Genomic DNA, 26,681 nt, shown 5'->3' with positions numbered 1-26,681 from the left:
CGCCTTGGCACAGCTCAGCATTTTATACTGGCGGGACATTCCCTCTCAGGTCGTTGTCAAGCAAGGTCGAAGTAATGCGAAAATCATGCTCTCTGACCGGTTTCAGGAGGCCATCGACGTTGCTGCAATGCGCGACAAGGCGCATGAGTCGGACGCCTATCTTGAAGGCTGGCGACGCGGGGAAGCGGAGAGCGTGGATGGCGATATCCAGGCCGTCGCGGAGGCGCGGGCCGGGGAGATTGAAAGTGATTACGATGCCGAAAAGCTGCGCGCCCTTGTCGTGAGCGGCGGACGGGAGGGACTATAGATGACCAAATCCGCTTATCAGCCCGCCGATACGCACCATGTTGCCCGGACAAGCGCCTTCTATACAGTTCGGCACTGGTCCGTCCGCCATTCCCGCGGGCTGGAACGCATTTACCAGATGCTGGCTACCATCTTCCTGAAACTGCATCCCTTGTGGAAGGCCATCGGCTACCGCCGGGTTGAAAAGCCGGTTGTCGTCGTTGAGAAGACGGTCAAGAGTTTTCTCTTTGATTGCCGGATGTGCGGGCAATGTGTGCTTAGCGATACCGGCATGTCCTGCCCGATGAACTGCCCTAAATCCCTGCGCAATGGTCCCTGCGGTGGCGTGCGGGCGAACGGGAACTGCGAAGTGGAACCGGATATGCCCTGTGTCTGGGTGCAGGCCTGGAAAGGGAGCCGGAACATGCGGGCAGGGGACAATATCCTGCAGGTCCAGCCACCAGTGGATAACTCATATCGGGGCTCCTCAGCCTGGCTGCGAGCAACGGCGGCGGCCGCCGAGAAGGAGGACGCGTGATGAATGTTGAAACATCTGCGGATATCAGCGCCCCACTGCCGCCATCGCCGGGCCATACGTCACGCGGGAGGCTGGAACGGGTTCTGCGCGCCGGTGAATTTGCGGTCACCGCGGAACTGAACCCGCCGGACAGCGCAGATCCGAACGAGGTGTTCGAGCGCGGCGCCATTTTCGATGGCTGGGTCGACGGGATCAATGCAACCGATGGATCGGGCGCTAACTGCCATATGTCGTCGGTCAGTATCTGCGCCCTGCTGACGCGCGTCGGCTATTCGCCGATCATGCAGATTTCCTGCCGCGACCATAACCGCATCGCCATTCAGGGGAATGTGCTCGGTGCCGCCGCCATGGGGGTGAACAACATCCTCTGCCTTACCGGAGACGGTGTGCAGGCGGGCGATCAGCCGGGCGCGAAGCCGGTTTTCGATCTCGATTGTATGTCGCTGCTCCGGACGATTCGCCAGATGCGGGATGAGGGGCGGTTCCTCTCGGGCCGCAAGATTACTTCTCCGCCGCAGGTATTTTTGGGTGCCGCCATCAATCCTTTTGCGCCGCCTTATGATTTCAGGCCCTATCGCCTCGCCAAGAAGATCGATGCCGGGGCGCAGTTCGTGCAGTCGCAATATTGCTTCGATATCCCGATGCTGGAGCGCTACATGACACAGGTGCGCGATATGGGGCTGGATGAAAAATGCTTTATCATGATCGGTGTTGGCCCGCTGGCCTCGGCCCGTGCGGCGAAATGGATTCGCGGCAACGTACCCGGCATCCATATCCCGGATACAATCATCGACCGTCTGGAAGGCGCTGAGGATCAGAAGCTGGAAGGCAAGAAAATCTGCATTGAAATGCTTCAGCAAGTACATGAAATGAAAGGGGTTTCTGGGGCCCACGTTATGGCCTACCGGCAGGAGGAACTGGTCGCGGACATTGTCTACGAATCCGGTGTTCTTAAAGGCCGCAAACCGTGGAAGCGCGAGAGCAACCCCGATTTCGAGGCCGTCACCGATGCCGTTGAAACGGTCCGTGAACAGATCAACAATCCCATCGATCCGGCGGAGGCGGTTGCTGCCGTTTCTGAGGAACAGTAAGTCGGTCCTGAGCAAGAGGAAATGCGGACGGATCGTTTAATGAAGCAAGAGTGACAATCGGCGAAAGCCCCGTATTTTAAGGTATGGCAATATGACGGATACCCTCGTTTCCTCCGCGACCAAGGAAGTCATCATCGGCTTCGATCGACCTTTCGTCATTATCGGGGAGCGAATCAACCCGACAGGCCGGAAACTCCTTGCTGAGGAGATGAAGAACGGCGACTACAGCCGCGTCGAGGCGGATGCCCTGGCGCAGGTTGCGGCGGGGGCTCATATGCTGGATGTGAATGCCGGTATACCGCTGGCAGACGAGCCGCGTATCCTTGCCGAAACGATCCAGCTCGTGCAGAGCCTGACCAATGTCCCGCTCTCCATCGACAGTTCCATCGTCGCGGCACTTGAGGCTGGATTGGCCGTTTATCAGGGCAAGGCGCTCGTCAATTCCGTAACCGGAGAGGAAGACCGGCTGGAAACTGTCCTTCCACTGATCAAGAAATACGGTGCGGCCGTTGTCGCTATTTCCAATGATGAAAGCGGCATTTCCGAAGACCCGAACGTGCGTTTCGAGGTGGCAAAGAAAATTGTCGAACGGGCGCAGGATTACGGAATCTCTCCTGCCGATGTGGTTGTTGACCCGTTGGTGATGCCGGTCGGGGCGCTCAATGACGCTGGGCGGCAGGTCCTGACACTTGTCGGGCGGCTCCGGAATGAACTTAAAGTGAATACGACCTGCGGCGCCTCCAATTTCAGCTTTGGCCTGCCGAATCGCCATGGAATGAACGCAGCGTTTCTCTCCATGGCCATTGGCGCCGGAATGACATCGGCAATTACCAACCCGCTGCATGAGCCGGAAATGGCGGCTGTCAAAGGCGCCAATGTTGTTATGGGACGTGATCCGAACTGCGTCAGCTGGATCAAGACGTTCCGTGAACCAGCAGCCGAGGGCAGTGATGAAGCGCGCCGCGCAGGTCGCCGCCGCAGACGCAATGCCTGACCGCCTCCTGAAAAAAGAAAAAGCCCATCTCGTCGCCTTTATGCCGTCCGGCAAACGGGGACGCTTTCCGGACGGCACACCTGTGCTGGAAGCGGCGCGTGTTCTTGGTGTCGATATTGACAGCGTCTGCGGCGGCCGCGGGATTTGCGGGCGTTGCCAGGTGGATGTGACGGTTGGCAAATTCTCCAAGCACGGGGTGGTCAGTCAGGAAGGATCTCTTTCTGCGTTCAACGAAGTTGAACAGAAATACAAGGATCGTCGTCCGCTGAAGGATGGCCGCCGGTTAAGCTGTCAGTCGTTATTGCATGGGGACGTCGTGATCGATGTTCCGGCAACCAGCCAGGTTCACAAGCAGGTCATTGTCAAGCAGGCAGATGACCGCAAGATCGAGATGGACCCGGCGATCCGCTTGCATTTCGTGCAGGTGCTGGAACCGGACATGCATAATCCGACCGGTGATTTCGAGCGTTTATGTTATGCCCTGAAACAGCAATGGGATCTCGATAATCTTGAATGCGATCTGCGCACCTTGCAGGCGCTTCAGAAAACCCTGCGGAAAGGAAACTGGAGCGTCACCGTTGCAGTTCACCGCGGCACCCGGATTACAAAAATCTGGCCCGGTTTCAATAACCAGGCCTATGGCATTGCCGTCGATGTCGGCTCGACAACCATCGCCATGCATCTGTGCGATCTGTCGACCGGTGCGGTCATTGCGTCATCGGGCATGATGAACCCGCAGATCCGATATGGGGAAGATTTGATGAGCCGGGTGTCCTATGTGATGATGAACCCCGGCGGGGAACTGTTGCTGACAGAGGCGGTGCGCGGCGGTATCAACGACCTGATCGGGGAAGTGACGGACAAAGCGAATGTCGATCCGGATGATATCCTGAACGCGGTTTTTGTCGGCAACCCGATCATGCATCATCTGCTCCTCGGGATTGATCCGACGGAGCTGGGCGGTGCCCCCTTTGCATTGACGACCAATTCGGGGATGATCGTCTGGGCGAGTGAGGTCGGCATGATCTCCAATCCAGATTGCCGCGCCTATTTCCTGCCTTGTATCGCCGGGCATGTCGGGGCGGATACGGCGGCTGTTATTCTTTCCGAGGCCCCGCATTTGCTGCAGCAGATGACCCTGATCATCGATGTCGGGACCAATGCGGAAATCGTACTGGGGAACAATGAGCGGCTGCTCGCGGCGTCGTCCCCGACCGGACCGGCGTTCGAGGGCGCGCAGATTTCCTGCGGCCAGCGGGCGGCGGCCGGCGCGATCGAACGGGTGCGGATTGATCCCGAAACGCTGGAGCCGCGCTACAAGGTGATCGGGTCCGATCTCTGGTCGGACGAGGAGGGGTTCGAAGCGGCGACGAGAAAATCTGGCATAACCGGAATCTGCGGCTCCGGCATCATCGAAGTGATCGCCGAGATGTATCTCGCGGGGATCTTGAGTTCCGACGGAGTTATTGACGGCGCGATGGCGGCAAAAAGTCCGCGGATTGTCGCCGATGGCCGGACTTTCTCCTATGTCCTCCGCGACGGGGAGAGCGAGATAAAGATTTACCAGACGGATGTCCGGGCGATCCAGCTGGCAAAGGCCGCGCTCTATGCCGGGGCAAAACTGCTGATGGATCGGCTCGGGCTGGAAAAGGTGGACCGTATCAAGCTTACCGGTGCCTTCGGCAGTCATATCGACACCAAATATGCCATGATCCTGGGCATGATTCCCGATTGTGAGCTGGATGAGGTTCAGGCCGTTGGCAATGCCGCCGGGATCGGAGCGCGGATTGCGCTGTTGAATAATTCAGCCCGCGACGAGATTGAGGAACTGGTGAAAACGGTCGAAAAGGTCGAAACGGCGGTCGAGCCGAAGTTCCAGCAGTATTTTGTCGAGGCCATGGCCATTCCGCACAAGACAGCCAGCTACCCCAATCTGTCAAAGGCCGTGAAAATGCCGCCGCCCAAGATTATCTCCGATGGTGGCGGGGAGGGCGGTCGCCGCCGTCGTCGCCGCGTATAGGGATCAGTGCCGGACGCGCCGTTCGTCACTCGGGGTGCGGCCGAAATGTTCCCGATGGCATTTCGAGAAATGTGACGCCGAAACAAACCCGCAGGCAAGCGCTACTTCGATAATCGGCAGGCTGGTCTGGGTCAGCAGATAACGCGCGCGATCGAGCCTGAGGCCGAGATAGTAGCGCGTGGGCGAGTAATCGAGATATTTCTGGAAAAGCCGCTCCAGCTGCCGGGTCGACAGCCCGACATTTGTCGCAAGGTCGCTACAGCTCAAGGGTTCCTCAAGATTGTCTTCCATACAGGCAATGGCTGCCAGCAGCTTGGGATGTGAAATACCTAGGCGGGCGCGAAGCTCCATGCGCTGACGTTCCGTTCCCTCACGGATACGGTGATAGATGAGTTGGTCGGCGACAGCGAGGGCCAGTTCCTGTGTCGTCTGCTTCGCAATCAGGCTCAGCATCATATCGAGGGCGGCTGTCCCGCCCGCGCAGGTGTACCGGTTGCGGTCAATCTCGAACAGTTCGGACGTAATGTCGAGATCGGGAAAATCCTCGATAAAGCCGGAGAGATTCTCCCAGTGGATCGTGCAGCGATAGCCTTTCAGGAGTCCGGCCTTCGCCAACACATGGGACCCGGTGCAAATGGCGCCAAGGCTCGATCCATGGGACGACAACCGCCGCAGGTTGGACAGTATCTGCGTATTCGTATGGTTCTGGATATTGACGCCGCCGCAGGTGAAGACCGTTGGCAGCGTGGGCATGTCCGAAATACCACCCTGAACCGAGAATTCAATGCCCGCTGAACTGATGGCGGGCTTGCCATCAATGGAGTAGCATTCCCAGCTATACAACTTTTCTCCATTGAGGCGATTCGCCAGCCGCAGGGGTTCTACAGCCGAAATAAATGCAAGCGATGAAAATTCGGGCAGCAAACAGAATCCAATTCTGAATTTTGCGGCTCCGGTATCCGTTTTACTGTTCAAATTGGCGACTTCCAGCAAAAAAACCTGATAGCGTGACGCTACTTCACATGGCAGAAAAGACAATCATTTTTTTTGCAGCTGTCCGCACAAAATAACTGCTTTGGTCAAGCCATTGGGAGGTTGCTAGAAAAGCCCGATAATTTCTCCGCTCTCATCTACATCGATTGAGTTGGCCGCCGGAACCCGTGGCAAGCCGGGCATCGTCATGATATTACCGCAGACCGCAACAACAAATTCCGCGCCGCTCGCAATCCGGATTTCCCGTATGGGCACCACATGGTTGCTGGGCGCGCCTTTCAGGTTGGGATCGGTGGAGAAGCTGTATTGCGTCTTGGCAATGCAGACCGGATAATGGCCGAAACCGCTTTCCTGCAGGTCCTGAAACTGGTCGCGGACCTTTTTGTCGGCAATAATGCCTTGCGCCCCATAGAGATTCTGGGCGACGGTCCGGACCTTGTCCCAGAGCGGCAACTCGTCCTCATAGAGCGGGGCGTAGTTGCCGCCATTCTGATCAAGCTTCGCGACAACAGCCTCGGCCAGTTCTTCCGCGCCCGCGCCGCCGTTACCCCAATGATCCGACTCAATCGCGTCCACGCCAAGTTCGGCGCAAATCTGGCGAACCTGATTGACCTCGTTCTCCGTATCTGCAGAGAATTTGTTGATGGCGACAATGACCGGCAGGCCGAATTTTTTCAGATTCTCGACATGGCGGGCGAGATTCTCGCCGCCTTCCGTGACCGCCTTGACATTTTCCGCTCTGAGGTCCTCCTTCGCAACGCCGCCATGCATCTTGAGAGCCCGGATGGTGGCGACGACAACGGCGATCTCCGGCTTCAGACCTGCTTTGCGGCATTTGATGTCGAGGAACTTTTCAGCGCCGAGATCCGCGCCGAAGCCCGCCTCGGTCACCACATAGTCGGCCAGCTTCAGTGCGGTTTTTGTGGCCAGCACAGAGTTGCAGCCATGGGCGATATTGGCGAAAGGACCGCCATGGATAAAGGCGGGGTTGTTCTCCAGCGTCTGCACGAGATTGGGCTGGAATGCGTCTTTCAAAAGGACCGTCATCGCCCCATGAGCATTCAGGTCCTTGGCATAAACCGGTTTCTTCTCCCGCGTATAGCCGACAATGATATTGCCAAGGCGCCGCTTGAGATCGTCAAGGTCGGTTGCAAGGCAGAAAATTGCCATGACTTCCGACGCTACCGTAATATCGAAATGATCTTCCCGCGGGAACCCGTCGGCGATGCCGCCCAGGCTGTTGACGATATTGCGAAGCGCGCGGTCGTTCATGTCCATCACGCGCCGCCACAGGATGCGCCGCTCATCCAGCCCCAGCTCATTGCCCCAGTAAATATGATTATCCACCATCGCCGCCAGAAGATTGTTCGCGACGCCGATGGCGTGAAAATCGCCGGTGAAATGCAGGTTGATGTCGGTCATCGGTACGACTTGCGCATAGCCACCGCCTGCGGCGCCACCCTTCATCCCGAAACACGGACCGAGGGAGGGTTCTCGCAGGCAGATGATCGTCTTCTTGCCGATGCGATTGAGGCCGTCACCAAGGCCGACTGTGGTCGTTGTCTTGCCTTCACCGGCAGGCGTCGGGGTCATGGCGGTGACAAGAATCAGTTTGCCATCCGGTTTGTTGTTGAGAGTTTTGATATATTCCAGGGAAAGCTTGGCCTTATAATGACCATAGGGCTCAAGGTTATCACTATCGATACCGAGGCTGTCACTGGCAACTTCCGCAATTCGCTTCATTGAAGCCGCCTGCGCAATCTCGATATCGCTTTTAGGATTTGTATGCTGGTCTGTCATCCTGGTCTGTCCTCCCCCAGAAAAGCCGGGACATTTATTGTCCAACGTCTGCGAACACAGTGGCTGTGCGGTCATCGTAGGTCTATTCATAATGCGACACAAAATCTCCAACAAGCGGACTGGGGCCGGGTTATGGGGAATGTCGCGAATATTCTACTAAATGACCGTTTGCGACGGATATATCTGCCGCTAAACTGTCATGGTCCCGAAAGTCAGGACCGAGCAAGGAAGTTTGATGGTGAAATATTCGATCTTCACGATCGCGCGCAATGCGTTGAGCAGCCATAAGAACTGGCCGCAGCAGTGGCGAAGCCCGGAGCCGAAGCCGGAATATGAGGTGATTATCATCGGCGGTGGCGGTCACGGGCTCGCAACGGCCTATTATCTCGCGAAAGAGCATGGTGTGCGCAATATCGCCGTGCTGGAAAAAGGTTGGCTCGGCGGCGGTAACACGGCGCGAAACACAACGATTGTCCGCTCCAACTACCTCTGGGATGAAAGCGCGGCGATATATGAGAAATCCCTCCAGCTCTGGGAAGGGCTGTCGCAGGAGATCAACTACAATGTCATGCTGAGCCAGCGCGGTGTCCTCAATCTTGCCCATAGCCTTGGCGACGTTCGCGAAGGGGTGCGCCGGGTCAATGCGAACCGCCTGAATGGTGTCGATGCAGAATGGCTGGATGCGGAGGGCGTGAAGGAATTTTGCCCGATCATCAATATCTCCAAAAAATCGCGGCATCCAGTCATGGGCGCCACCTTGCAGCGGCGCGGCGGCGTTGCCCGCCATGACAGCGTCGCTTGGGGCTATGCGCGGGCGGCGGACGCGCTCGGCGTCGATATCATCCAGAATTGCGAGGTTACCGGCATTAGGCGTGAAGGCGGCAAGGTGACCGGCGTGGAAACCACGCGGGGCGATATCGCGACCAAAAAAATCGGCGTTGTCGCGGCAGGGCATAGTTCTGTTATTGCGGAAATGGCGGGCATTCGTTTGCCGGTCACCAGCCATCCGTTGCAGGCGCTCGTCTCCGAACCGGTCAAGCCGGTGATCGACTGTGTCGTCATGTCGGGCGCGGTGCATGTCTATGTCAGCCAGTCGGACAAGGGCGAACTTGTCATGGGCGCCGGGATCGACAGCTTCAATTCCTACGCCCAGCGCGGCAGCTTCCATGTGATCGAGCATCAGCTTGGCGCCTGTCTGGAGTTGTTCCCGATCTTCAGTCGGGTCCGCATGATGCGGAGCTGGGGCGGAATCGTCGATACCTGCCCGGATGCGTCGCCGATCCTCTCCGGCACATCGGTGGAGGGGCTGTATTTCAACTGCGGCTGGGGCACCGGCGGGTTCAAGGCGACGCCGGGATCCGGCTGGTGCTTTGCCCATACGCTCGCAAAGGACGCGCCGCATGCCCTCAATATGCCGTTCAGTCTGTCGCGGTTTGAGAGCGGGGCGCTTATCGATGAACATGGCGCTGCTGGCGTTGCACATTAAGGAGGGGAAGAAATGCTGAATATCGAATGCCCCTGGTGCGGCAAACGGCACGAGACGGAATTCCGCTATGGCGGGGAGGCGCATATCGCGCGGCCGGACGATCCTTACAACCTCGATGATGCGGCATGGGCGGAGTTTCTCTTTATGCGCAAAAATACAAAGGGTTACTTTGCGGAACGCTGGCTGCATACCCATGGTTGCCGTCGCTGGTTCAACGTTATCCGCAACACCGTCACCCATGAGATCGTCGGTTCCTACGAGATGGGCGGTAAGGCACCGAGCCCGGCGGGAGACAAGTCATGACGGGCCGTTTTCGCACTGCCGCCGGTGGCCGTATCGACCGGAGCAAGGCGCTTCGCTTCACCTTCAACGGGGTAAGCTATACAGGATTTGACGGCGATACACTGGCCTCCGCCCTGCTGGCCAATGGCGTTCATCTGCTCGGCCGCAGCTTCAAATATCACCGGCCCCGCGGCATTGTCGCGGCGGGCGCGGAAGAGCCCAATTCCATGGTCCAGCTGGGGGAGGGCGCGACGACCGAGCCGAATATCCGGGCGACGCAGATATCGCTCCATGACGGGCTGGTCGCGAACAGCGTGAATGTCTGGCCAAGCGTCAATTTTGATATCAGCGCGGTCAACGGCCTGTTTGCCAAGATCATGACGGCGGGATTCTATAACAAGACCTTCATGTGGCCGCGCTCCATGTGGATGAAACTCTATGAGCCGGTGATCCGCCGCGCGGCGGGCTGGGGCAAGGCGCCGACGTTGAGTGACCCGGATATCTATGACCATATGCATCTGCATACGGATGTGATGATCGTTGGTGGCGGCCCGTCCGGCCTCATGGCGGCGCTCGCGGCGGGGCGGGCAGGCGCGCGGGTCCTGCTGGTCGATGAACAGAGCGAATTTGGCGGCAGCCTGCTGTCGCAGAATATCCAAATCGGCGCCAAGGACGGGGCGGACTGGATCGCGGCGGTGGTTGAGGAACTGAACGCCATGCCCGAGGTAACGATGCTCTCGCGCTCGACTGCTTTTGGTTATTACGATCATAATTATCTTTGCGTGCTGGAACAAAAAGCCGACCATCTGCCGGCAGCGGAGCGCAAGGGCAAGGTGCGGCAACGCGTCTGGCATGTCCGCGCGGGCCATGTGGTGCTGGCGACCGGCGCCCATGAACGGCCGCTGGTGTTCGCCGATAATGACCGGCCGGGCATCATGCTGGCTGGCGCGGTCCAGACCTATGTGAATCGCTATGGTGTCCTGCCGGGTCGGAAAATGGTGCTGTTCACCAATAATGATAGCGCTTACGCCGCCGCGATCGACCTGAAAGCCGCGGGCGGCGAAGTTGCGGCGATTGTCGATTGCCGTACAGAGAGCAGTGGCGCTCTCGCGGACGAGGCCCGCGAGCAGGGTATTGAGATAATCGAGGGCCATGCGATTACCGGAACGAAAGGCGGCAAGCGGGTGCGCACTGTTGAAGTCCGGGCCATCCAGAAGGGGGCGAAAGTCTATACCTCGGCTGCGCGTGAAATAGAGTGCGATCTTGTGGCCATGTCCGGCGGCTGGAGCCCGGTCGTCCATCTTTTCAGTCAGTCCCAGGGCAAGCTTGAGTATGATGAGGAGAAAGCCTGTTTCCTCCCTGGAAAGCCAATGCAGAAGCTTGAGGTCGCCGGTGCGCTTGCCGGTCAGTTTACATTGAAAGACTGTCTGGCGGGCGGATACAAGGCCGGGGCCGATGCGGCGCGCGCCACCGGCTTTACACCGAAACGCAAACCACCCGCGCCGGAAATAGACGAGCAGGAGGCTACGGCGATAGAGCCCTACTGGATCGTACCGGGCGCCCGACCAATCGGCGAGGGGATGGTTAAGCATTTCGTGGATCTGCAGAATGACACCACCGCGGCGGATATCGAGCTTGCGGTGCGCGAGGGCTTCGAATCGGTCGAGCATATCAAGCGCTATACCCTTACGGGTTTCGGCACGGATCAGGGGAAAACCTCAAATATCAATGCGCTCGCGATCCTGTCGGGCATTCTGGACAAGCCGATCCCGAAAGTCGGCACGACCACCTTCCGGCCGCCCTACACGCCCGTTTCCTATGGGGCGCTCGCCGGGCTTAATCTCGGCGACTGGTCCGATCCGGTGCGCGTGACCAGTATCCATGACTGGCATGTCGAAAATGGCGCATTGTTCGAGAATGTCGGCCAGTGGAAACGCCCTTGGTATTTCCCGAAAACCGGCGAGAGTATGCAGGACGCCCTTAATCGGGAATGCCTTGCGGTACGGAACAGTGTCGGGGTGCTGGATGCATCGACATTGGGGAAAATCGACATTCGCGGAAAAGACGCGGCGGAGTTCCTCAACCGTATCTATACGAATGCTTGGCTCAAGCTCGGCATCGGGCGGGTACGCTATGGCCTGATGTGCCATGAAGACGGCATGGTTTTCGATGACGGCACGACGGCGCGGCTTAGCGATGACCGCTTCCTGATGACGACCACAACCGGCGGTGCGGCCGGGGTTCTCGACTGGCTGGAAGAATATTTGCAGACGGAATGGCCGGAGCTTGAGGTTTATTGCACCTCCGTTACCGAGCAATGGGCGACTGTCTCCATCACCGGGCCGAAAGCGGGCGCCTTGCTCGCCAAGATCGCCCCGGAAATGGACTTATCCCAAGATAATTTCCCGTTCCTCTCCTTCAAGGAAGGGGTGGTCGCCGGGATCGATGCGCGCGTCTTCCGCATCAGTTTCACCGGGGAACTCACCTATGAGATCAATGTCCCCTGGGCCTGCGGCCGGGCGCTGTGGGATGCCGTGATGGCGGCAGGCGAAGAGTTCGGCATTACTCCTTACGGCACGGAAAGCATGCATATCCTGCGCGCCGAAAAAGGCTTTATCATTGTCGGGCAGGAAACCGACGGAACCACCACGCCGCAGGACCTTGGCATGGACTGGATCGTCTCGAAGAAGAAGCCCGATTTTGTCGGCAACCGCTCCTTCACCCGAAGCGATACGGCGCGATCAGACCGCAAACAGCTTGTCGGGCTGCTGACCGATAACCCGGAAGACATCCTGCCCGAAGGGGCGCAGCTGGTGTTTGATCCGAATGCCGCCAAGCCGATGCCCATGGTTGGCCATGTGACATCGAGCTATCACAGCGCCACCCTCGGCCGGTCGATCGCGCTCGCGCTCGTCAAGGGCGGGCATAAGCGCAAGGGGGAGAAGGTTTTCGCGCCGCTTGAGGACAAGACTGTGACGGCGGAGATCGTCGATCCGGTTTTTTACGATAAGGAAGGGGAGCGGCTCAATGGTTGATACTGCTTTTTGGGTAACCCCCGCTGCCGCGATTTCCAGCACCTTTCCCGAAGGCTTGAGAGAACTGGCGCCAACGGGACAGGTCAATCTCCGCGGCAAGGCAGGCGAGGCGGCCTTCACCGGCGGGGTCAAATCCGTCCTCGGGCTTGATCTGCCGACGGAGCCGAACAAGGTGGCCACAGGCAAAGACTGGAAAGCCCTTTGGCTCTCGCCGGACGAATGGTTGATCGTCGGGGGGAATGACGCGGGCGAGTTGGTTGTCACGTTGGAGGAAAAGCTTGCCGGACAGCATGTCGCCATAAATGATCTGAGCGCGAATCGTACGATCTTCGCGCTTGAGGGCCCGCATAGCCATAAGGTGCTGATGAAAAGTTCAGAAGTGGATTTTCATCCCCGTGTCTTCGCGCCCGGCGACTGTGTCCAGACCCTGATTGCAAAATCCCAGGCGATTGTCGAGCAGGTCGATCCGGAGACATTTCATATCTATGTGCGCGCCTCCTTTAACCGTTATGTCGGCGGCTGGCTGGCGAGGGCGCTAGAGGAATATAAACCTGGTACCTGAGCGTGACATGTTTTGTTGATTTAAGCGGATATTTTGCGGAAATATGTGGAGTTGAGACGGGACTGCTGCTATGTAAGCCCCTCCTGACATCATGCAAACCGGAAACATATGTCCAAAGCATTTCAGATGACGGCCCCTGTTACGGGTGACCTCGCCGAACTGGCGCAATTCACCTGTTCTCTTGCCGAGGCGGCAGCATCCGTTACCCGGCCCTATTTCCGCAAGCCGATAGATATCATCCAGAAACTGGATAATTCACCGGTCACGATCGCTGATCGGGAGTGCGAGACACGCATTCGCGACCTGATCACGGAACGCTATCCCAGTCACGGTATCCTGGGGGAGGAGCATGGCTTCGACGGGGCGGATCTTTCGGAAATATGGGTGATAGATCCCATAGACGGTACCAAGAGCTTTATTTCAGGCCTGCCGCTTTATGGGACATTACTCGCCTATGTGAAGCACAAGGACGTTCGCATCGGCGCGATTTCCATGCCGGAACTGGAAGAATACTGGATCGGTATCGACGGGCAGGGCTGTTTTTTCAATGGGACAAAGTGCCATGTGAGTGAGTGCCGATCGCTGGAGGATGCTATCCTGATGACCACGGCGCTTGAATATTTTTCGCCGGGTAATCGCGAAAAATTTGCCGCGCTCCGGGAAAAGGCCCGCATCCGCCGCTACGGTGGCGATTGTTATATCTACGCCATGGTGGCGTCTGGCTGGGCCGACCTCGCCGTGGAGACGGGATTGCAGACCTATGACTATATGGCCCTGGTCCCGGTGATCGAACAGGCCGGTGGCGTCATCACCGACTGGTCGGGCAAACGCCCCGATCTTGACTCGGATGGCACAATCGTCGCGGCGGCAACAAAGGAACTCCATCAGCAGGCACTTGAGATTCTGAATGGTTAGGCTAGGTTGGTTTCCGACATTATCGCAAGGGGGAAAGGCATGGATGCGCGTTCGGTAAAGACTGTGGTGGATGCCCGCAGTATCGTTGAGGAAAGGGACCTGTCTTTCGTGAAGGTCGGCGTCTTCGATATTGACGGGGTTCTGCGCGGAAAATATCTCAGCAAGGACAAATTTTTCAGCATTCTGGAAAGCGGCTTCGGTTTTTGTGATGTCGTGCTCGGCTGGGACGTGGAGGATCAGCTATATGATACCGATAGCTATACGGGCTGGTCGAACGGCTATGCGGATGCTAAAGTCGTACCCATCATTGATAGCTGCCGGGAGTTGCCGCTTGAAGACAACATGCTGTTTTTCCAGCTTGAATTCGGTGACCGGGCGGCGGGCGTTTGTCCGCGCCAGACCCTGAAACGGGTGATTAAGCTGGCCTTGGACATGGGCATAAAGGCGACGGCGGCCTGCGAGTTCGAGTTTTTCCTCTTCAATGAAACACCCCAGTCAGTGCGCGAGAAGAACTACCGGGACCTGACGCCTTTTACGCCCGGAAATTTCGGTTATTCCATGCTGCGCGCATCGGTCGAGCATAATTTCTATGAGCAGCTTCTCGCCATGTGCGAGGAGATGGATATCGGGATTGAGGGGTTGCATACGGAAACCGGCCCCGGCGTGCTGGAGGCGGCGATTGCCTATGACGATGCGCTGAGCGCGGCGGACAAGGGCGCGCTGTTCAAGACATATACGAAAATCCTGGCGCAGCAGAACGACGTGATGGCGACGTTTATGGCGAAATGGTCCAAGGATGTGCCGGGCCAGAGTGGGCATATCCATCTCTCGCTGAAAGACAAGGACGGCAAGGGCCTGTTCTTCGATGCGGACAAGGAAGACAATATCAGCGACACCATGCGGTATTTCATTGGCGGACAGCAGAAGCTGATGCCGGAACTGCTGGCGATGATCGCCCCGACCATCAACAGCTACACACGGATGATCCCGGGTTTCTGGGCGCCGACGGAGGCAAGCTGGGGTGTCGAAAACCGGACCTGTGCGCTTCGTGCCATTCCGGGCTCGGAACATTCCCAGCGCGTCGAATACCGGATCGCGGCGGCGGATATCAATCCGCATATCGCCATTGCGGCGGCGCTCGGTTCCGGCCTCTGGGGGATCGAGAACAAGATCGAGCCGACGGCAGGTGTCAAGGGCAACGCCTATACGCAGGAATTCCCCGATGAGCTGTCGCTGCCGAAAACCCTCTGGGACGCGGCGCAGGCGCTTAAAAAATCAAAGCCCGCGCGTGAGCTTTTCGGCGACGCCTTCGTCGATCATTATGTGGTGACACGCGAATGGGAGGAACGGGAGTTCCGCAAAGCCATCACGGATTGGGAAATGCAACGATACTTCGAGATTATCTAGGGTTCTGATCCTAGGCCAGGTGATATTCCAGCTCGGCGAGTTTATATCTGGCGTCGATATCCGGAAAATAGCACCCTGTCTGGATTGCTCCCATCCTTTCGTAGAAGGGAACAGCGTTCACATCCGCTTCGATGCGGATGGTCCGGCAATTCCTGTCCAGAGCTGTTTGGGCGGCGATATGAAAGAGGCGGCGCCCATTCCCTTGACCAATTAACTGATGCGCCACATACAGACGCTCCAGCTCAGCGTCAGGCGGGCTCGTCGATAAAAAGTAAAATCCAATAATACTCCGATCATTTTCGAGAAGGCTACCCGTCCAGTTCTTTAGGGTTTCTTCAGTAATCATGAAGTGCTCGACGCATGTCCGAAGATAGTCAACAGTATAGCCCCATAAGGATGTAGAGTTGAGTGCGAGGGCCGTCAGTGATCTGCAATCAGTTACTGTGATGGCTCTGATGGTGTAATTTTCTGTCACTGTCAATTTCTAGCGAATATTGATTATCTCCAATAAGTAATATTAAAAATTTTCACTGCAATTTAAAATTGCTGTTATTGCGTAAATTCAGTGAGAAAAGTGGGAGTTCCCGCGTGTCCTCAACCTCGGAACGACACCAGCCGGTCTGTTTTGCGCCCATCCTCCTATAGAAACCAGCGGCGTTGGGATCGGCCCCGATCCTGAGACTGTTATAACCAAGAAGCGCGGCCCGCTCTGCCGCAGCCTGGATCAGCGCCCGGCCATAGCCCTTACCCATATAAAGCGGGGAGACATAGAGAAGCTCTAGTTCTGCTTCTTCCGGTTCGAGCGATAATAAAAAAAATCCGACAATTTCTCTATTTTCCTCAATCACGCCACTGTCCCATTCGGCGATCATCCGGGGCGTGACAGTGAGAACGGCCTCACAACCGCGCATGAAGTCATCGGAATATCCCCAGAATGCCTTGGAGGTGAGCGCGAGTTCCGTGAGGGCCACACAATCGGCATCGCAGGCGGGTCTGATCTTCGGCGGTGACATGGGCCCCGAAATACTCCTATCATGGACGAATTGCCGCTTTTACCATTTTCTTTTCAGGATCGGAATAAGTGCTTTTTACAATCGACCGGAATTTGCAGAACCCGGTGCAAAACCAGATTCGCGAGCAGATTATCGCAGGCATCCTGAACGGACAGCTGACGCCGGGGGCAAAAATGCCGTCCAGCCGAAAGCTGGCCAATGATCTCGGGGTGTCGCGAACGACTGTGATGATTGTCTATGACAAGCTGGTGGAAGGCGATTTTCTGGTCTCCATTCCGCGCTCCGGCTACCGGGTTGGCGATATTGCCGCCGGGTCCGCTCCCACGCCTTCCGTGGCCGGTAATGAGAGTGCGGCGGCCTCTCCGGTGGTATGGGACAGGCTAATCGATACCCGGCTTGCGTCCCAGCGGAATATCGTTAAGCCCGCCGACTGGCAGGACTATCCCTATCCCTTCGTCTATGGCCAGCCCGATGCCAGTCTCTTTCCGTTGCCGGCATGGCGGGAATGTTCGCGCCAAGCGATGAGTCGGCATGCCATGCGGGCCTGGGCGAATGATGCCGTGACTGAGGACGATCCGGAACTCGTCCTGCAGATCCGCACTAAATTGCTTCCCCGGCGCGGCATTTATGCGTCGGATGCGGAAATACTCATCACCATGGGGGCGCAAAACGGTCTTTACCTGATGGCGGCGGCGCTGATCCGGCAGGGAGTACAGGTCGGGATCGAGGATCCGGGCTATCCCGACGCCCGCAATATTTTTGAGCATTGCGGGGCGACGCTGCATCCCCTCCCGGTTGATGAAAGCGGCGTAAAAGTTACGGAAATCCCATATCAGGCGCAGATTCTCTTTGTCACACCAAGCCATCAGTATCCGACAACGGTAACGCTTAATCCTGAGCGGCGAAAGGCGCTGCTGGCGGCGGCGTCGAGATATGACCAGCTCATCATCGAGGACGACTTCGAGAGCGATACGAATTACAGGGGTCAGCCGGTGCCCGCGCTTAAATCGGAGGATCGGGAAGGGCGCGTCCTATATGCAGGAAGCCTGTCAAAGTCGATGTTCCCCGGCCTGCGCATCGGCTATATCGTCGCACCAGCGCCGCTGATCCGGGAAATGCGGGCACTGCGCCGCCTGATACTGCGCCATGCGCCAAGCAACAACCAGCGCACCACGGCTCTTTTCATTGCGCAAGGCTATCATCTCGCCTATATAGCCAAGCTTCACAAGGCCTATGAGGAGCGTTGGCGTAAAATGGCGGCGGGGCTTGAGAGATATCTGCCCGGCATGGCAACGGCGCCGAGTTTCGGTGGCACCAGTTTCTGGGTGAAAGGGCCTAAAGGAACCAGTTGTGAAACTCTTGCGGCCCGCGCGTTGGAAGAGGGGATTGTGCTTGAACCCGGCGCGGTGCATTTCATGGAACCGGAGAGGGGAGAGCGCTACTTCCGCCTCGGCTTCTCCTCCATCGCGACCGAGCGCATAGACGATGGGCTGAAACGACTCTCAACCTTGCTCACAGACTGAGAAATGGCTATCTGGTAGATGTGAATGAAGGAAACTGGTACTATCCCTTCTTGTTGGATTACCTTACCTAAAACAGGCAGATATTATATTCGGTCCATTGTTGGGGATTGCCATGGGATACAGCACAATTGAAGTTCAGCCGCTTACCTCCTGCATCGGCGCGGAGATTGCAGGCGTGGATTTATCAAAGACCCTTTCAGATGAGCAGTTTCAGGATGTGCATGACGCTCTTGTGGACAATCATGTTGTCTTCTTCCGCGACCAAGAAATCTCGCCCGAAGGACAGCTGGAATTCGCCAAACGTTTCGGTACGCCGGAAATTCACCCTATTGTCGAGGGATCAAATGCGCACCCCGAATTGATCGAGGTCTTGAAACCGGCAGGCGAGGGAGCTTCCTTCGGGACAGGATGGCACACCGACAACACTTTCTTCGAAAAACCGACTATGGTCACCATGCTCTATGGTCTCGATATCCCACCGGTGGGCGGTGATACGCTCTGGGCCAGCATGGAAGCGGCCTATGATGCGCTCTCCGATGGGATGAAGCAGTTGCTGGACGGGCTTGTCGCGGTTCATTCCGCCCGCATTGCCTTCGATCCGCGCACGACGAGCGAGAAATATGAAGGCAAGCACAGCCTCAAATACAAATATTCCGAAGCCGTGGAAGTCGAGGTTGAACACCCTCTTATCAGGACCCATGATGTCTCGGGCCGGAAGGGTATTTTCGTCAATCCGATGTTCACCTTAAGGATCAAGGGCATGACGGACGCGGAAAGTGCCCCGCTCCTTAAATATCTCTATGAGTTTGCGACCAAGCCGGAATTCGTCTGCCGCTTCCGCTGGCAGCCGAAATCGGTGGCGATCTGGGATAACCGCTGTACGCAGCATTATGCGATGAACGACTATGTCCAGTACCGCCGCCTGATGCGCCGCGTCACCATCGGTGGCGACACGCGTCCCGTTTAGGGCGGAGGGAGTTTATGCCAGGGAGCGCTCGCTTTCTCGTTTTGGACGGATATCCGGCGGAGCATCGCGGGCCCTTGGCGGCCAATGGCGGCACGCTGGCCGGTGATCTGTATGAGCGGATGCTGCAATCCTGCCTGCCGGGATGTGATGTCGATATCCTGTTTCCGGCGGATGCGGATTGCGCCTTGCCGTCGGGGCAGGCACTTCATGACTATCACGGCATCTGCTGGACTGGATCGAGCCTGACAATCCATGATGAGGCGGATGACCGGGTAACTCGCCAGATTGAATTCGCCAAGGCCGGTTATGAGGCGGCGGTTCCGATGTTCGGCAGTTGCTGGGCCGCGCAGATGGCGGTAACCGCGGCGGGTGGAAAATGTGCAAAAAATCCAAAGGGACGTGAATTCGGCCTGGCGCGGAAAATCGCCTTGAACTCTGCGGGACAGGATCATCCGATGTTCCGGGGGAAAAAGCCGGTCTTTGACGGCTTCACAAGCCATGAGGATGAAGTCGCGGAGCTGCCCGAGGGCGCGGTTCTGCTGGCGAGCAATGATTTTTCCCGCGTGCAGGCGGTCGATGTCTCTCACAAGGGCGGTAGCTTCTGGGCCGTGCAGTATCATCCCGAGTATGACTTCAACGAGGTGGCGAGCCTCTGTCGCTGGCGACGGGAGGCGTTGACGAAGCAGGGAAATTTTGCTTCGCTAGAGGATGCGGACCAGTTTATCGGGAAAATGCAGGCCCTGCATGAGAACCCGGCATCAAGCCATCTTCGCTGGCAGCTTGGCGTGGATGGCGATGTCCTCGATGACGGGATCAGGCAGGAGGAAGTCCGTAACTGGATTGAGGTGAAAATTCTTCCCCGGCTCAACGGCTAGAGAAGTGGGGGCATCTCGCTCAGGCGATGATAATTCTGTCGCGGCCGATTTTGTCGACAATACTCATCGGCGGCATCTCGTCCGTCAACAACAAATCAACGGCGCTGAAATCGCAGACCTTGACGACGCCGGGCCGGTTGAACTTGGTGTGATCGGCCACGACGATGACGCTGGCGGCCTGCGGCAGGACTGCCCGCTTGAACTCCGCCTCGCCAAGGTCGCAATCGAGAAAACCTTGATCGGCGCTGATGGCGGCAATCGAGAGAATGGCGCGTTCCGTCGCAAACTGCTTAGCGAAATTGACCGCCGTGGGCCCATATGTCGCGCAATCGTCAGCTCGAATTTCCCCGCCGGCCATGAACACTTTGTTGCTGTTTCGCGCGCACAGATCACGGGCGACTTCCGTCGAGTTAGTAACAACCGTGAGATCCCTATGCAGGCTCAAGGCTTTTGCGACGTAGCAAGACGTGCTGCCGTTATCGATCATCAGGGTTTCCCCGTCGACGATAAGGGAGGCTGCCAGCTTCGCGATTTTCTGTTTTTCGCGCCGTTGCGTTTCCAGGCGCCGCAGGAAGGGGGCCTCCAGCGCCGAATTCGGCAGCATGACCCCGCCGTGGATTTTTTCCACCGCTCCGTATTTTGCCATTTCCTTGATGTCGCGGCGAATCGTCTCGTCCGATACATCAAGTTTGTTCGCCAGATCAATAATGCTGCAGGATTTTTCTACCTGAAGCATGTTCATGATCGCCAGCTGTCTCTTGGTTTGTTTCATAATTTCCCCGTCCGGAAAGTGCTATTAATGCGCTTTCCTCCCTACCAATAGCATATTTGTGGAAAAATTTAAACGATTATGTGGAAATCCACATTTTTGCGCGGGACAATTCCGCAAGGCGGCTGGCGCGCATCAAGCTAGGTTGAAAAATCATTGGTCGGAAATGCCGGAAAAATGCTAGTAAAACGGAAGTTTAAAATGGGATTGAATGAATGTCGGAAAGTTTGAAAACAATCAGCCCGGTGGATGGCAGCCTCTATGTGGAGCGCGCCTATACATCGCCCGGAAAAATTGACGAAATGCTGGCCGCCGCGCGCAAAGCGCAGCAGGACTGGCGGCAAAAATCGGTTTCACAGCGGGCCGCTATACTGGAAAAATGCGTTGATAATTTTGTTGCCAAAAAGGACCTCATTGCGGAGGAACTGGCCTGGCAGATGGGCCGTCCGATGAAGTTTGGCGCGGGCGAGGTTGGAGGGTTCGAAGAGCGGGCTCGCTACATGATGTCAATCGCCGAGGAAACGCTAGCTGATATCGCAACTCCTCAAAAAGAGGGATTTACCCGCTTTATCAAGCGCGAACCTGTCGGCGTCGTCTTCACTATTGCGCCGTGGAACTTCCCCTATATGACGGCGGTGAATTCCATCGTTCCGGCCCTGATGGCGGGAAATGCGGTCATCCTGAAACATGCGGCGCAGACCCATCTCTGCGGGGAGCGGATGGTGGAGAGCTTTATCGAAGCAGGCCTGCCCGCTGATCTTTTCCAGGTTGTTGTCGCCAGCCATAAACTGGCGGCGGATATTATTGGCTCGGACAAAGTGGATTATGTCTGCTTTACCGGCTCCGTCCCGGCGGGCAAAGCCATTGAGACGGCTGCTGTCGGGCATTTTATCGGCGTCGGGCTGGAGCTTGGCGGCAAGGACCCGGCCTATGTGCGGAGCGACGCGGATGTGGCCTATTCCGCGGAGAATCTGGTTGATGGCGCGATGTTCAACTCCGGCCAGTCCTGCTGCGGGATTGAGCGGATTTATGTTCATGATGTTGTCTATGACGCCTTCGTTGAAAAATTTGTCGAAGTGGTGAAAGGCTACAAACTCGGCAATCCGACAGATCCTGAAACAACCCTCGGCCCTCTCGTCAATGCGTCGGCGGCGGATTTTGTGAGGGGGCAGGTTGCGGATGCTGTGAAGGCAGGTGCGAAGTCGCTCATCGATCCGAAACTCTTCCCTGCGGATAAAGCGGGCACAGCCTATCTTGCACCGGATGTGGTTGTCGATGTCGATCACAGCATGCGGATCATGACCGAGGAAAGCTTCGGTCCGGTCGTCGGGATCATGAAAGTCTCCTCCGATGAGGAAGCGATCAAGCTGATGAACGACAGCGAGTTCGGGCTAACCGCCTCTGTCTGGACGACGGATGAGGCAGCGGCAATTCGCATTGGTGATCAAGTCGAGACCGGCACATGGTTCATGAACCGCTGCGACTATCTCGATCCGGCGCTTGCCTGGACGGGCGTGAAGAATTCCGGGCGCGGCTGCACTTTGTCGGCAGTCGGCTATGAGAGCCTGACCCGGCCCAAATCCTATCATCTGCGGACAGCAATCTAGGGGACCTTAATGGCAACAGATGCAACGGCCCTAGCGGGCAACTGGAACTACCCGACGGCAATGCGGTTTGGCGTTGGCCGTCTTCGTGAATTGGGCGCAACCTGCAAGGAAGCGGGAATGAAGAACCCGCTGCTGGTGACCGACCCGGGTCTCGCCGCACTTCCCATGATTGGTGAGGCGATTGAGAGCTGTAAGGCCGCCGGTCTTGGTTGCGGCCTGTTTTACGACGTCAAGCCCAATCCTGTCGGCAAGAATGTCGATGACGGCGTCGCCGTTTACAAGGAAGGCGGCCATGATGGCATTATTGCCTTTGGCGGCGGCTCCGCCCTTGATGCGGCGAAAGCGGTTGCGGTCATGGCGGCGCAAAACCAAAGCCTTTTTGGCTATCTGGACGGCGGCAAGGACTGGGAGGATATTCCGGCAAATGAAGTGCCGCCGATTATTGCCGTTCCGACAACCTCCGGCACGGGATCGGAAGTCGGGCGCGCCTCCGTCATCACAGATGATGCGAACCATGTGAAGCGGATTGTCTTCAACCCGAAGATGATGCCCGCTTTTGTTATCGCGGATCCGGCGCTCACTGTTGGTCTTCCGAAGAAAATAACCGCAGCGACCGGCATGGACGCCCTCTCTCATAACCTGGAGGCGTTCTGCTCGCCGCATTTCCATCCGATGGCGGAAGGAATTGCGATTGAAGGTATCCGTCTGGTGAAGGAATTCCTGCCCACGGCGACAGCGGACGGAAGTGATATTACCGCGCGCAGCCAGATGATGATTTCCTCCTCCATGGGGGCAACGGCGTTCCAGCGCGGCCTCGGCGGGATGCACGCGCTCGCGCATCCGCTGGGCGCGCTTTACGATGCCCACCATGGCATGTTGAATGCTATCCTGATGCCCTATGTGCTGATCCGCAACCGGGAGGTCATTGCCGAGCGGCTCGCGCGTCTTTCCGCCTATCTCGGCCTCGCTAATCCCTCCTTCGATTCCTTCCTGAGCTGGATACTGGCGCTTCGTCAGGAGCTGGAAATCCCGAACGACTTGTCGGCGCTTGGCATTGATACAGCGAAGGCGGACCTTGTCGGTAAGATGGCGGTGGTGGATCCATCCTCCGGCGGAAATCCGATTGCGCTCACAAATGAGGAATACAGCCGTCTTTTCGAGAAGGCTGTGACCGGTAATCTCGACGCATAAAGGCAGCAGCCATAATCTGTCTGTGGAAATTTGCGATATAATTGTTGATTTTCGTGGGTTTATGCATGCAATTGTACTGAATGCGCATATAATGCGGCGGTCAATGAGGCATTTCAGGCAAAGGTACAGGCATTTTGGACGGCACACTCGTTCTCATTAATCTACTCGGCGGCGTAGCGCTTCTTTTGTGGGGCCTGCGGATGGTCAGTACGGGGGTCATGCGCGCCTTCGGGCGTGAGCTTGGCGTCTTCCTGAAATTCTGCCTGCGGAATCGTTTTCAGTCCTTCTTCGGCGGCCTGACAGTGACGATGCTGCTGCAAAGCAGCACGGCGACGGCGTTGCTGACGGCCTCTTTCGCGGGCCGGGGGCTGCTGCCGGCGACGGCGGGAATCGCGATTATCCTCGGCGCTGATGTCGGAACGACACTTGTCGCCCAGATCCTGAGTTTTGATCTGTCCTTCCTGGCGCCGGTCTTCCTGTTTGTGGGTTTTGTCCGCCATGCCACCGCAACCAACACACGGGCCAAAAACCTCGGGCGTATCATGCTTGGGCTTGGCATGATGCTGAGTGCGCTTGCCATGCTCGCCACCGCATCGGAGCCGATCCGGGATTCGTCCGTGTCCCAGTATGTTCTGACGTCTCTCTCGGGGGAACCGGTACTGGTTGTTCTGCTGGCGGCAGTGATTACGATCATTGCCCATTCGTCCCTCGCGACGGTGCTGTTTGCACTCTCATTATCCCTGACCGGTCATTTCCCGATCGATGTGGCTTATGCCATGGTGCTCGGGGCGAACATCGGTGGCGCGGTGCCACCGATCATGGCGACGCTGAAGGCGGAAAAAGCGGCACGGCGGGCGCCGCTCGCCAACCTGATCTGCCGATTGATCATTGTGGTAGCGACAATCCCCTTTATTGCGGTGATCGAGCCACAGCTGGCGATGCTCGAACCGTCTCCGGCGCGCCAGATTGTCAACCTGCATACGCTCGTCAATCTAACCTGCGCCATCGTCTTTCTGCCTTTTGTCGGACCGCTTGGTCGATTGACGGAACGCTTGCTGCCAGAGGGAGACGAGGTGGATGAGAACGCCCCGCAGCCGCTTTATCTCGACAAGGCGGCACTTGAAAGCCCACAGCTCGCCATGGCAAACGCCGTCCGCGAAACTTTGCGCATGGGCGATATACTTGAGAAAATGTGCCGGTCTCTAAAATTGATACTGGGAGGCGCAAACGGTCAGAATTTTCGGCAGGTCCGTGAAAGTCATGCGGTCATCAAGGACTTCGATGGTGCGATCAAGGGGTATTTGACAAAACTTGGTCGGGAATCGCTTGATGAGCAGGACGAGCAACGCTGCACCGAAATTCTCAACTTCACCACGGCGATCGATCACATCAGCAATATCGTCGTGATGAATATGGTCGAACTGGTGGAAACCGCGCAAAAGAACCAGGTTGCCATATCGGATGAGGATATTCAGGACGAATTCCGGCTTCTGGATATGGTACTTGTGAACTTACGCATGTCTTTCAGCGTTTTGATGACGGCTGACGCGACAGCCGCCACCAAGCTTATCGAGCGCAAGCAGACTTTCCGCGTAGCGGAGCGCAAGGCGGTGAATGAGCATTTGCAGCGCCTGAGAAGTGACCAGATGCTGGACCAGGAAGCGAGCGCCATCCATCTCAGCCTGCTCAGTGATATGCGAAGGATCAATTCCCTGTTGTCGTCAGGGGCGTATCTGGTCGCCGGTCAGAAAGAGAAATAGGCTCACAGCTCGAGCGCGCCGAACATCCGGTCGGGAAAGTCTGTGATCACGGCATCGACGCCCCAGCCCAGGAATTTCTCCGCTTCCTCCGGATCATTGACGGTATAGACGAGTAACTGGAAACCGGCTTTTTTTATCGCTTTCACTTGATCCTTGGTAACGTAATGCCGCTCGCAATGCAGGGAGGCGCAGCCGCTGTCCGTCAACCGTTCCTCCCAGTCCGGCGGAATGGCCGACGTAAGGTAGCCGCGCGGGATATCCGGGATCAGCCGACCCATTTCGTAGAGCGCGTCCACATTGAAGGACGAAATCAGCAACGGCAGATCCTCAGGCCAGTAGTCCAGCAATTCTTTTGCGACCTGCTCCGTTGTCGGGATTTGCCAGCCGCTGCAGGGCTTGATTTCAAGGTTGAGACCAAGCCCGAGATCGGCAAGGGTGTCCGTTGCTTGCCTGAGGGTCGGGATTTTCTCGCCCTTGAACTCATCCGAGAACCAGCTTCCCGCGTCAAGTTGCTGAATTTCTTCAAGCGTTTTTAGAAGAATGGGGCCGCTCCCGTTACTGCACCGGCGGACATCATTGTCATGCTGGATCACCGCAACCGAATCTTGCGTGACGGTGACATCGATCTCGACAAAAGATGTCCCGATTTCGGCGGCCTTGCGCAGCGAGGCCAGTGTGTTTTCCGGCGCCAGACCGCAGGCACCCCGATGGCCGATGATTTTCGGCATCCGGCTGAAAAATTCTTCTTCTGTAATCATGCCGGTTCTCCAACTGTCCAGTCGATGGGGGTTTGGTTTGTCTGGCGCAGATAGTCATTTGCCTTCGAAAAATGACCGTTACCGATGAATCCGCGATGGGCGGATAGCGGTGAGGGGTGCGGACTTTGCAGGACAAGATGACGCTTGCGATCGATAACCGCGCCTTTCTTCTGCGCATAACTGCCCCAGAGCAGAAAGACAAGGTTTTCCCGGCCGATATTGAGCGCGGAAATGATGGCATCGGTGAAGCGTTCCCATCCCTTGCCCTGATGCGATCCGGCCATGGCTTTTTGCACGGTGAGCACGGCGTTGAGCAGCAAGACCCCCTGATCCGCCCAGTGATCCAGATTGCCATGGCGCGGGGCCGGAATATTTAGGTCGCGCTCCAGCTCCTGATAGATATTGCGAAGCGATGGCGGGATGCGCACGCCCGGCGGCACCGAAAAGCTGAGGCCGTGGGCCTGACCGGGCCCGTGGTAGGGGTCCTGCCCGAGAATGACGACCTTGACCGCATGAAAGGGCGTCCGGTTGAGGGCGGCGAAAATATTGCTTCCGGCAGGATAGATGGATTTTCCCGCCGCCTTTTCGCGCAGCAGGAACTGCTTGAGCTCGCGCATATAGGGTGCGTCGAATTCCGGGCGTAACTGGTCAAGCCAGCTTTTTTCCAGCTTAGGGTCAGAACCCGATACGTCGCTCAAAACATCCCCTCTGTCTTCTCCGGATCGGGCGATTGGCCGGTGTGCATTCCGGCGGTGTCCCTTGTTGTCTCTGATGCTGTTTTATTATGATTCTGTTTCATTGCAAAATAAT

The 26,681-nt window shown here is 57.1% G+C and carries 24 protein-coding genes; 17 read left to right on the top strand and 7 right to left on the bottom strand.

What is annotated here, in order from left to right; genetic code table 11:
• Positions 1-4 precede the first annotated feature (4 nt).
• The 5 genes from AACZ19_RS00585 to AACZ19_RS00565 all read left to right on the top strand — a co-directional run bounded on the left by AACZ19_RS00585 (position 5) and on the right by AACZ19_RS00565 (position 4,928).
• A complete protein-coding gene (locus AACZ19_RS00585) occupies positions 5-307 on the top strand; it encodes a virulence factor (RefSeq protein WP_339630152.1) in 303 nt (100 codons plus the stop codon).
• Complete coding sequence (locus AACZ19_RS00580) at positions 308-823, top strand: methylenetetrahydrofolate reductase C-terminal domain-containing protein (RefSeq protein ID WP_339630150.1); 516 nt, start codon at positions 308-310, stop codon at positions 821-823.
• Positions 823-1,914 (top strand): methylenetetrahydrofolate reductase, encoded by a 1,092-nt coding sequence (locus AACZ19_RS00575; protein ID WP_339630148.1) that lies wholly within the window; start codon positions 823-825, stop codon positions 1,912-1,914. Before AACZ19_RS00580 ends, AACZ19_RS00575 begins: the two co-directional genes overlap by 1 nt.
• A 91-nt stretch (positions 1,915-2,005) precedes the next feature.
• A complete protein-coding gene (locus AACZ19_RS00570) occupies positions 2,006-2,908 on the top strand; it encodes a methyltetrahydrofolate cobalamin methyltransferase (protein ID WP_339630147.1) in 903 nt (300 codons plus the stop codon).
• A complete protein-coding gene (locus AACZ19_RS00565) occupies positions 2,841-4,928 on the top strand; it encodes an ASKHA domain-containing protein (RefSeq protein WP_339630146.1) in 2,088 nt (695 codons plus the stop codon). Before AACZ19_RS00570 ends, AACZ19_RS00565 begins: the two co-directional genes overlap by 68 nt.
• Before the next feature lie 3 nt (positions 4,929-4,931).
• Here AACZ19_RS00565 and AACZ19_RS00560 read toward each other — a convergent pair whose 3' ends face one another.
• Together AACZ19_RS00560 and AACZ19_RS00555 are read right to left on the bottom strand one after the other, a co-directional pair.
• Positions 4,932-5,771, bottom strand: a complete 840-nt coding sequence (locus AACZ19_RS00560) for a GlxA family transcriptional regulator (RefSeq protein ID WP_339630145.1) — start codon at positions 5,769-5,771, stop codon at positions 4,932-4,934.
• 255 nt (positions 5,772-6,026) lie between these two features.
• Entirely contained in the window at positions 6,027-7,721 is a 1,695-nt protein-coding gene (locus AACZ19_RS00555) for a formate--tetrahydrofolate ligase (RefSeq protein WP_339630144.1), read from the bottom strand.
• 235 nt (positions 7,722-7,956) lie between these two features.
• Between AACZ19_RS00555 and AACZ19_RS00550 the strand changes: the two genes are divergently transcribed.
• The 6 genes from AACZ19_RS00550 (at position 7,957) to AACZ19_RS00525 (ending at position 15,408) form a co-directional block, all read left to right on the top strand.
• Positions 7,957-9,207, top strand: a complete 1,251-nt coding sequence (locus AACZ19_RS00550; protein WP_339630142.1) for a sarcosine oxidase subunit beta family protein — start codon at positions 7,957-7,959, stop codon at positions 9,205-9,207.
• Between the two features lie 12 nt (positions 9,208-9,219).
• Complete coding sequence (locus AACZ19_RS00545) at positions 9,220-9,510, top strand: sarcosine oxidase subunit delta (protein ID WP_339630140.1); 291 nt, start codon at positions 9,220-9,222, stop codon at positions 9,508-9,510.
• On the top strand, positions 9,507-12,524 hold the full coding sequence (locus tag AACZ19_RS00540) for a sarcosine oxidase subunit alpha (protein ID WP_339630138.1): 3,018 nt from the start codon (positions 9,507-9,509) through the stop codon (positions 12,522-12,524). The genes AACZ19_RS00545 and AACZ19_RS00540 overlap by 4 nt, the downstream gene beginning before the upstream one ends.
• Positions 12,517-13,086 (top strand): sarcosine oxidase subunit gamma family protein, encoded by a 570-nt coding sequence (locus AACZ19_RS00535; protein ID WP_339630136.1) that lies wholly within the window; start codon positions 12,517-12,519, stop codon positions 13,084-13,086. The genes AACZ19_RS00540 and AACZ19_RS00535 overlap by 8 nt, the downstream gene beginning before the upstream one ends.
• Positions 13,087-13,194: 108 nt before the next feature.
• Positions 13,195-14,001, top strand: a complete 807-nt coding sequence (gene hisN, locus AACZ19_RS00530; RefSeq protein ID WP_339630134.1) for a histidinol-phosphatase — start codon at positions 13,195-13,197, stop codon at positions 13,999-14,001.
• 39 nt (positions 14,002-14,040) lie between these two features.
• Positions 14,041-15,408 carry a hypothetical protein gene (locus AACZ19_RS00525; protein WP_339630132.1) on the top strand — a complete coding sequence of 456 codons (1,368 nt, stop codon included), beginning with the start codon at positions 14,041-14,043 and terminating at the stop codon, positions 15,406-15,408.
• A 10-nt stretch (positions 15,409-15,418) separates the two neighbouring features.
• Here AACZ19_RS00525 and AACZ19_RS00520 read toward each other — a convergent pair whose 3' ends face one another.
• Together AACZ19_RS00520 and AACZ19_RS00515 are read right to left on the bottom strand one after the other, a co-directional pair.
• Entirely contained in the window at positions 15,419-15,754 is a 336-nt protein-coding gene (locus AACZ19_RS00520; protein ID WP_339630130.1) for a GNAT family N-acetyltransferase, read from the bottom strand.
• Between the two features lie 181 nt (positions 15,755-15,935).
• A complete protein-coding gene (locus tag AACZ19_RS00515) occupies positions 15,936-16,421 on the bottom strand; it encodes a GNAT family N-acetyltransferase (protein ID WP_339630128.1) in 486 nt (161 codons plus the stop codon).
• A gap of 68 nt (positions 16,422-16,489) precedes the next feature.
• On the opposite strand from AACZ19_RS00515, the gene AACZ19_RS00510 reads away from it, so the two are divergent.
• From AACZ19_RS00510 to AACZ19_RS00500, 3 genes are all read left to right on the top strand, one after another.
• On the top strand, positions 16,490-17,944 hold the full coding sequence (locus AACZ19_RS00510) for a PLP-dependent aminotransferase family protein (protein ID WP_339630126.1): 1,455 nt from the start codon (positions 16,490-16,492) through the stop codon (positions 17,942-17,944).
• 112 nt (positions 17,945-18,056) lie between these two features.
• Positions 18,057-18,911, top strand: a complete 855-nt coding sequence (locus AACZ19_RS00505) for a TauD/TfdA family dioxygenase (RefSeq protein WP_339630124.1) — start codon at positions 18,057-18,059, stop codon at positions 18,909-18,911.
• A 14-nt stretch (positions 18,912-18,925) separates the two neighbouring features.
• Positions 18,926-19,786: a type 1 glutamine amidotransferase gene (locus tag AACZ19_RS00500; RefSeq protein WP_339630122.1), complete on the top strand. Its 861-nt coding sequence runs from the start codon at positions 18,926-18,928 to the stop codon at positions 19,784-19,786.
• A gap of 19 nt (positions 19,787-19,805) precedes the next feature.
• Here the strand turns inward: AACZ19_RS00500 and AACZ19_RS00495 are convergent, their stop codons facing one another.
• Positions 19,806-20,558 carry a DeoR/GlpR family DNA-binding transcription regulator gene (locus AACZ19_RS00495; RefSeq protein ID WP_339630120.1) on the bottom strand — a complete coding sequence of 251 codons (753 nt, stop codon included), beginning with the start codon at positions 20,556-20,558 and terminating at the stop codon, positions 19,806-19,808.
• A gap of 212 nt (positions 20,559-20,770) precedes the next feature.
• Between AACZ19_RS00495 and AACZ19_RS00490 the strand changes: the two genes are divergently transcribed.
• The 3 genes from AACZ19_RS00490 (at position 20,771) to AACZ19_RS00480 (ending at position 25,113) form a co-directional block, all read left to right on the top strand.
• Positions 20,771-22,162 (top strand): aldehyde dehydrogenase family protein, encoded by a 1,392-nt coding sequence (locus AACZ19_RS00490; protein WP_339630118.1) that lies wholly within the window; start codon positions 20,771-20,773, stop codon positions 22,160-22,162.
• 9 nt (positions 22,163-22,171) lie between these two features.
• A complete protein-coding gene (locus AACZ19_RS00485) occupies positions 22,172-23,353 on the top strand; it encodes an iron-containing alcohol dehydrogenase (RefSeq protein ID WP_339630117.1) in 1,182 nt (393 codons plus the stop codon).
• A gap of 134 nt (positions 23,354-23,487) precedes the next feature.
• On the top strand, positions 23,488-25,113 hold the full coding sequence (locus AACZ19_RS00480) for a Na/Pi cotransporter family protein (protein WP_339630115.1): 1,626 nt from the start codon (positions 23,488-23,490) through the stop codon (positions 25,111-25,113).
• A 2-nt stretch (positions 25,114-25,115) separates the two neighbouring features.
• Here the strand turns inward: AACZ19_RS00480 and AACZ19_RS00475 are convergent, their stop codons facing one another.
• Both AACZ19_RS00475 and ung read right to left on the bottom strand, forming a co-directional pair.
• On the bottom strand, positions 25,116-25,871 hold the full coding sequence (locus AACZ19_RS00475; protein ID WP_339630114.1) for a glycerophosphoryl diester phosphodiesterase: 756 nt from the start codon (positions 25,869-25,871) through the stop codon (positions 25,116-25,118).
• The gene (gene ung / locus AACZ19_RS00470) at positions 25,868-26,569 is read right to left on the bottom strand and encodes a uracil-DNA glycosylase (protein ID WP_339630113.1); all 702 of its coding nucleotides are present in this window, start codon (positions 26,567-26,569) and stop codon (positions 25,868-25,870) included. Before ung ends, AACZ19_RS00475 begins: the two co-directional genes overlap by 4 nt.
• Positions 26,570-26,681: the final 112 nt, after the last annotated feature.

The sequence above is a fragment of the uncultured Sneathiella sp. genome (assembly GCF_963973085.1).
Classification (GTDB): Bacteria; Pseudomonadota; Alphaproteobacteria; order Sneathiellales; family Sneathiellaceae; genus Sneathiella.
Note: the sequence above shows the minus strand (reverse complement) of the source record. Positions and strands in the feature narration are given on the sequence as shown.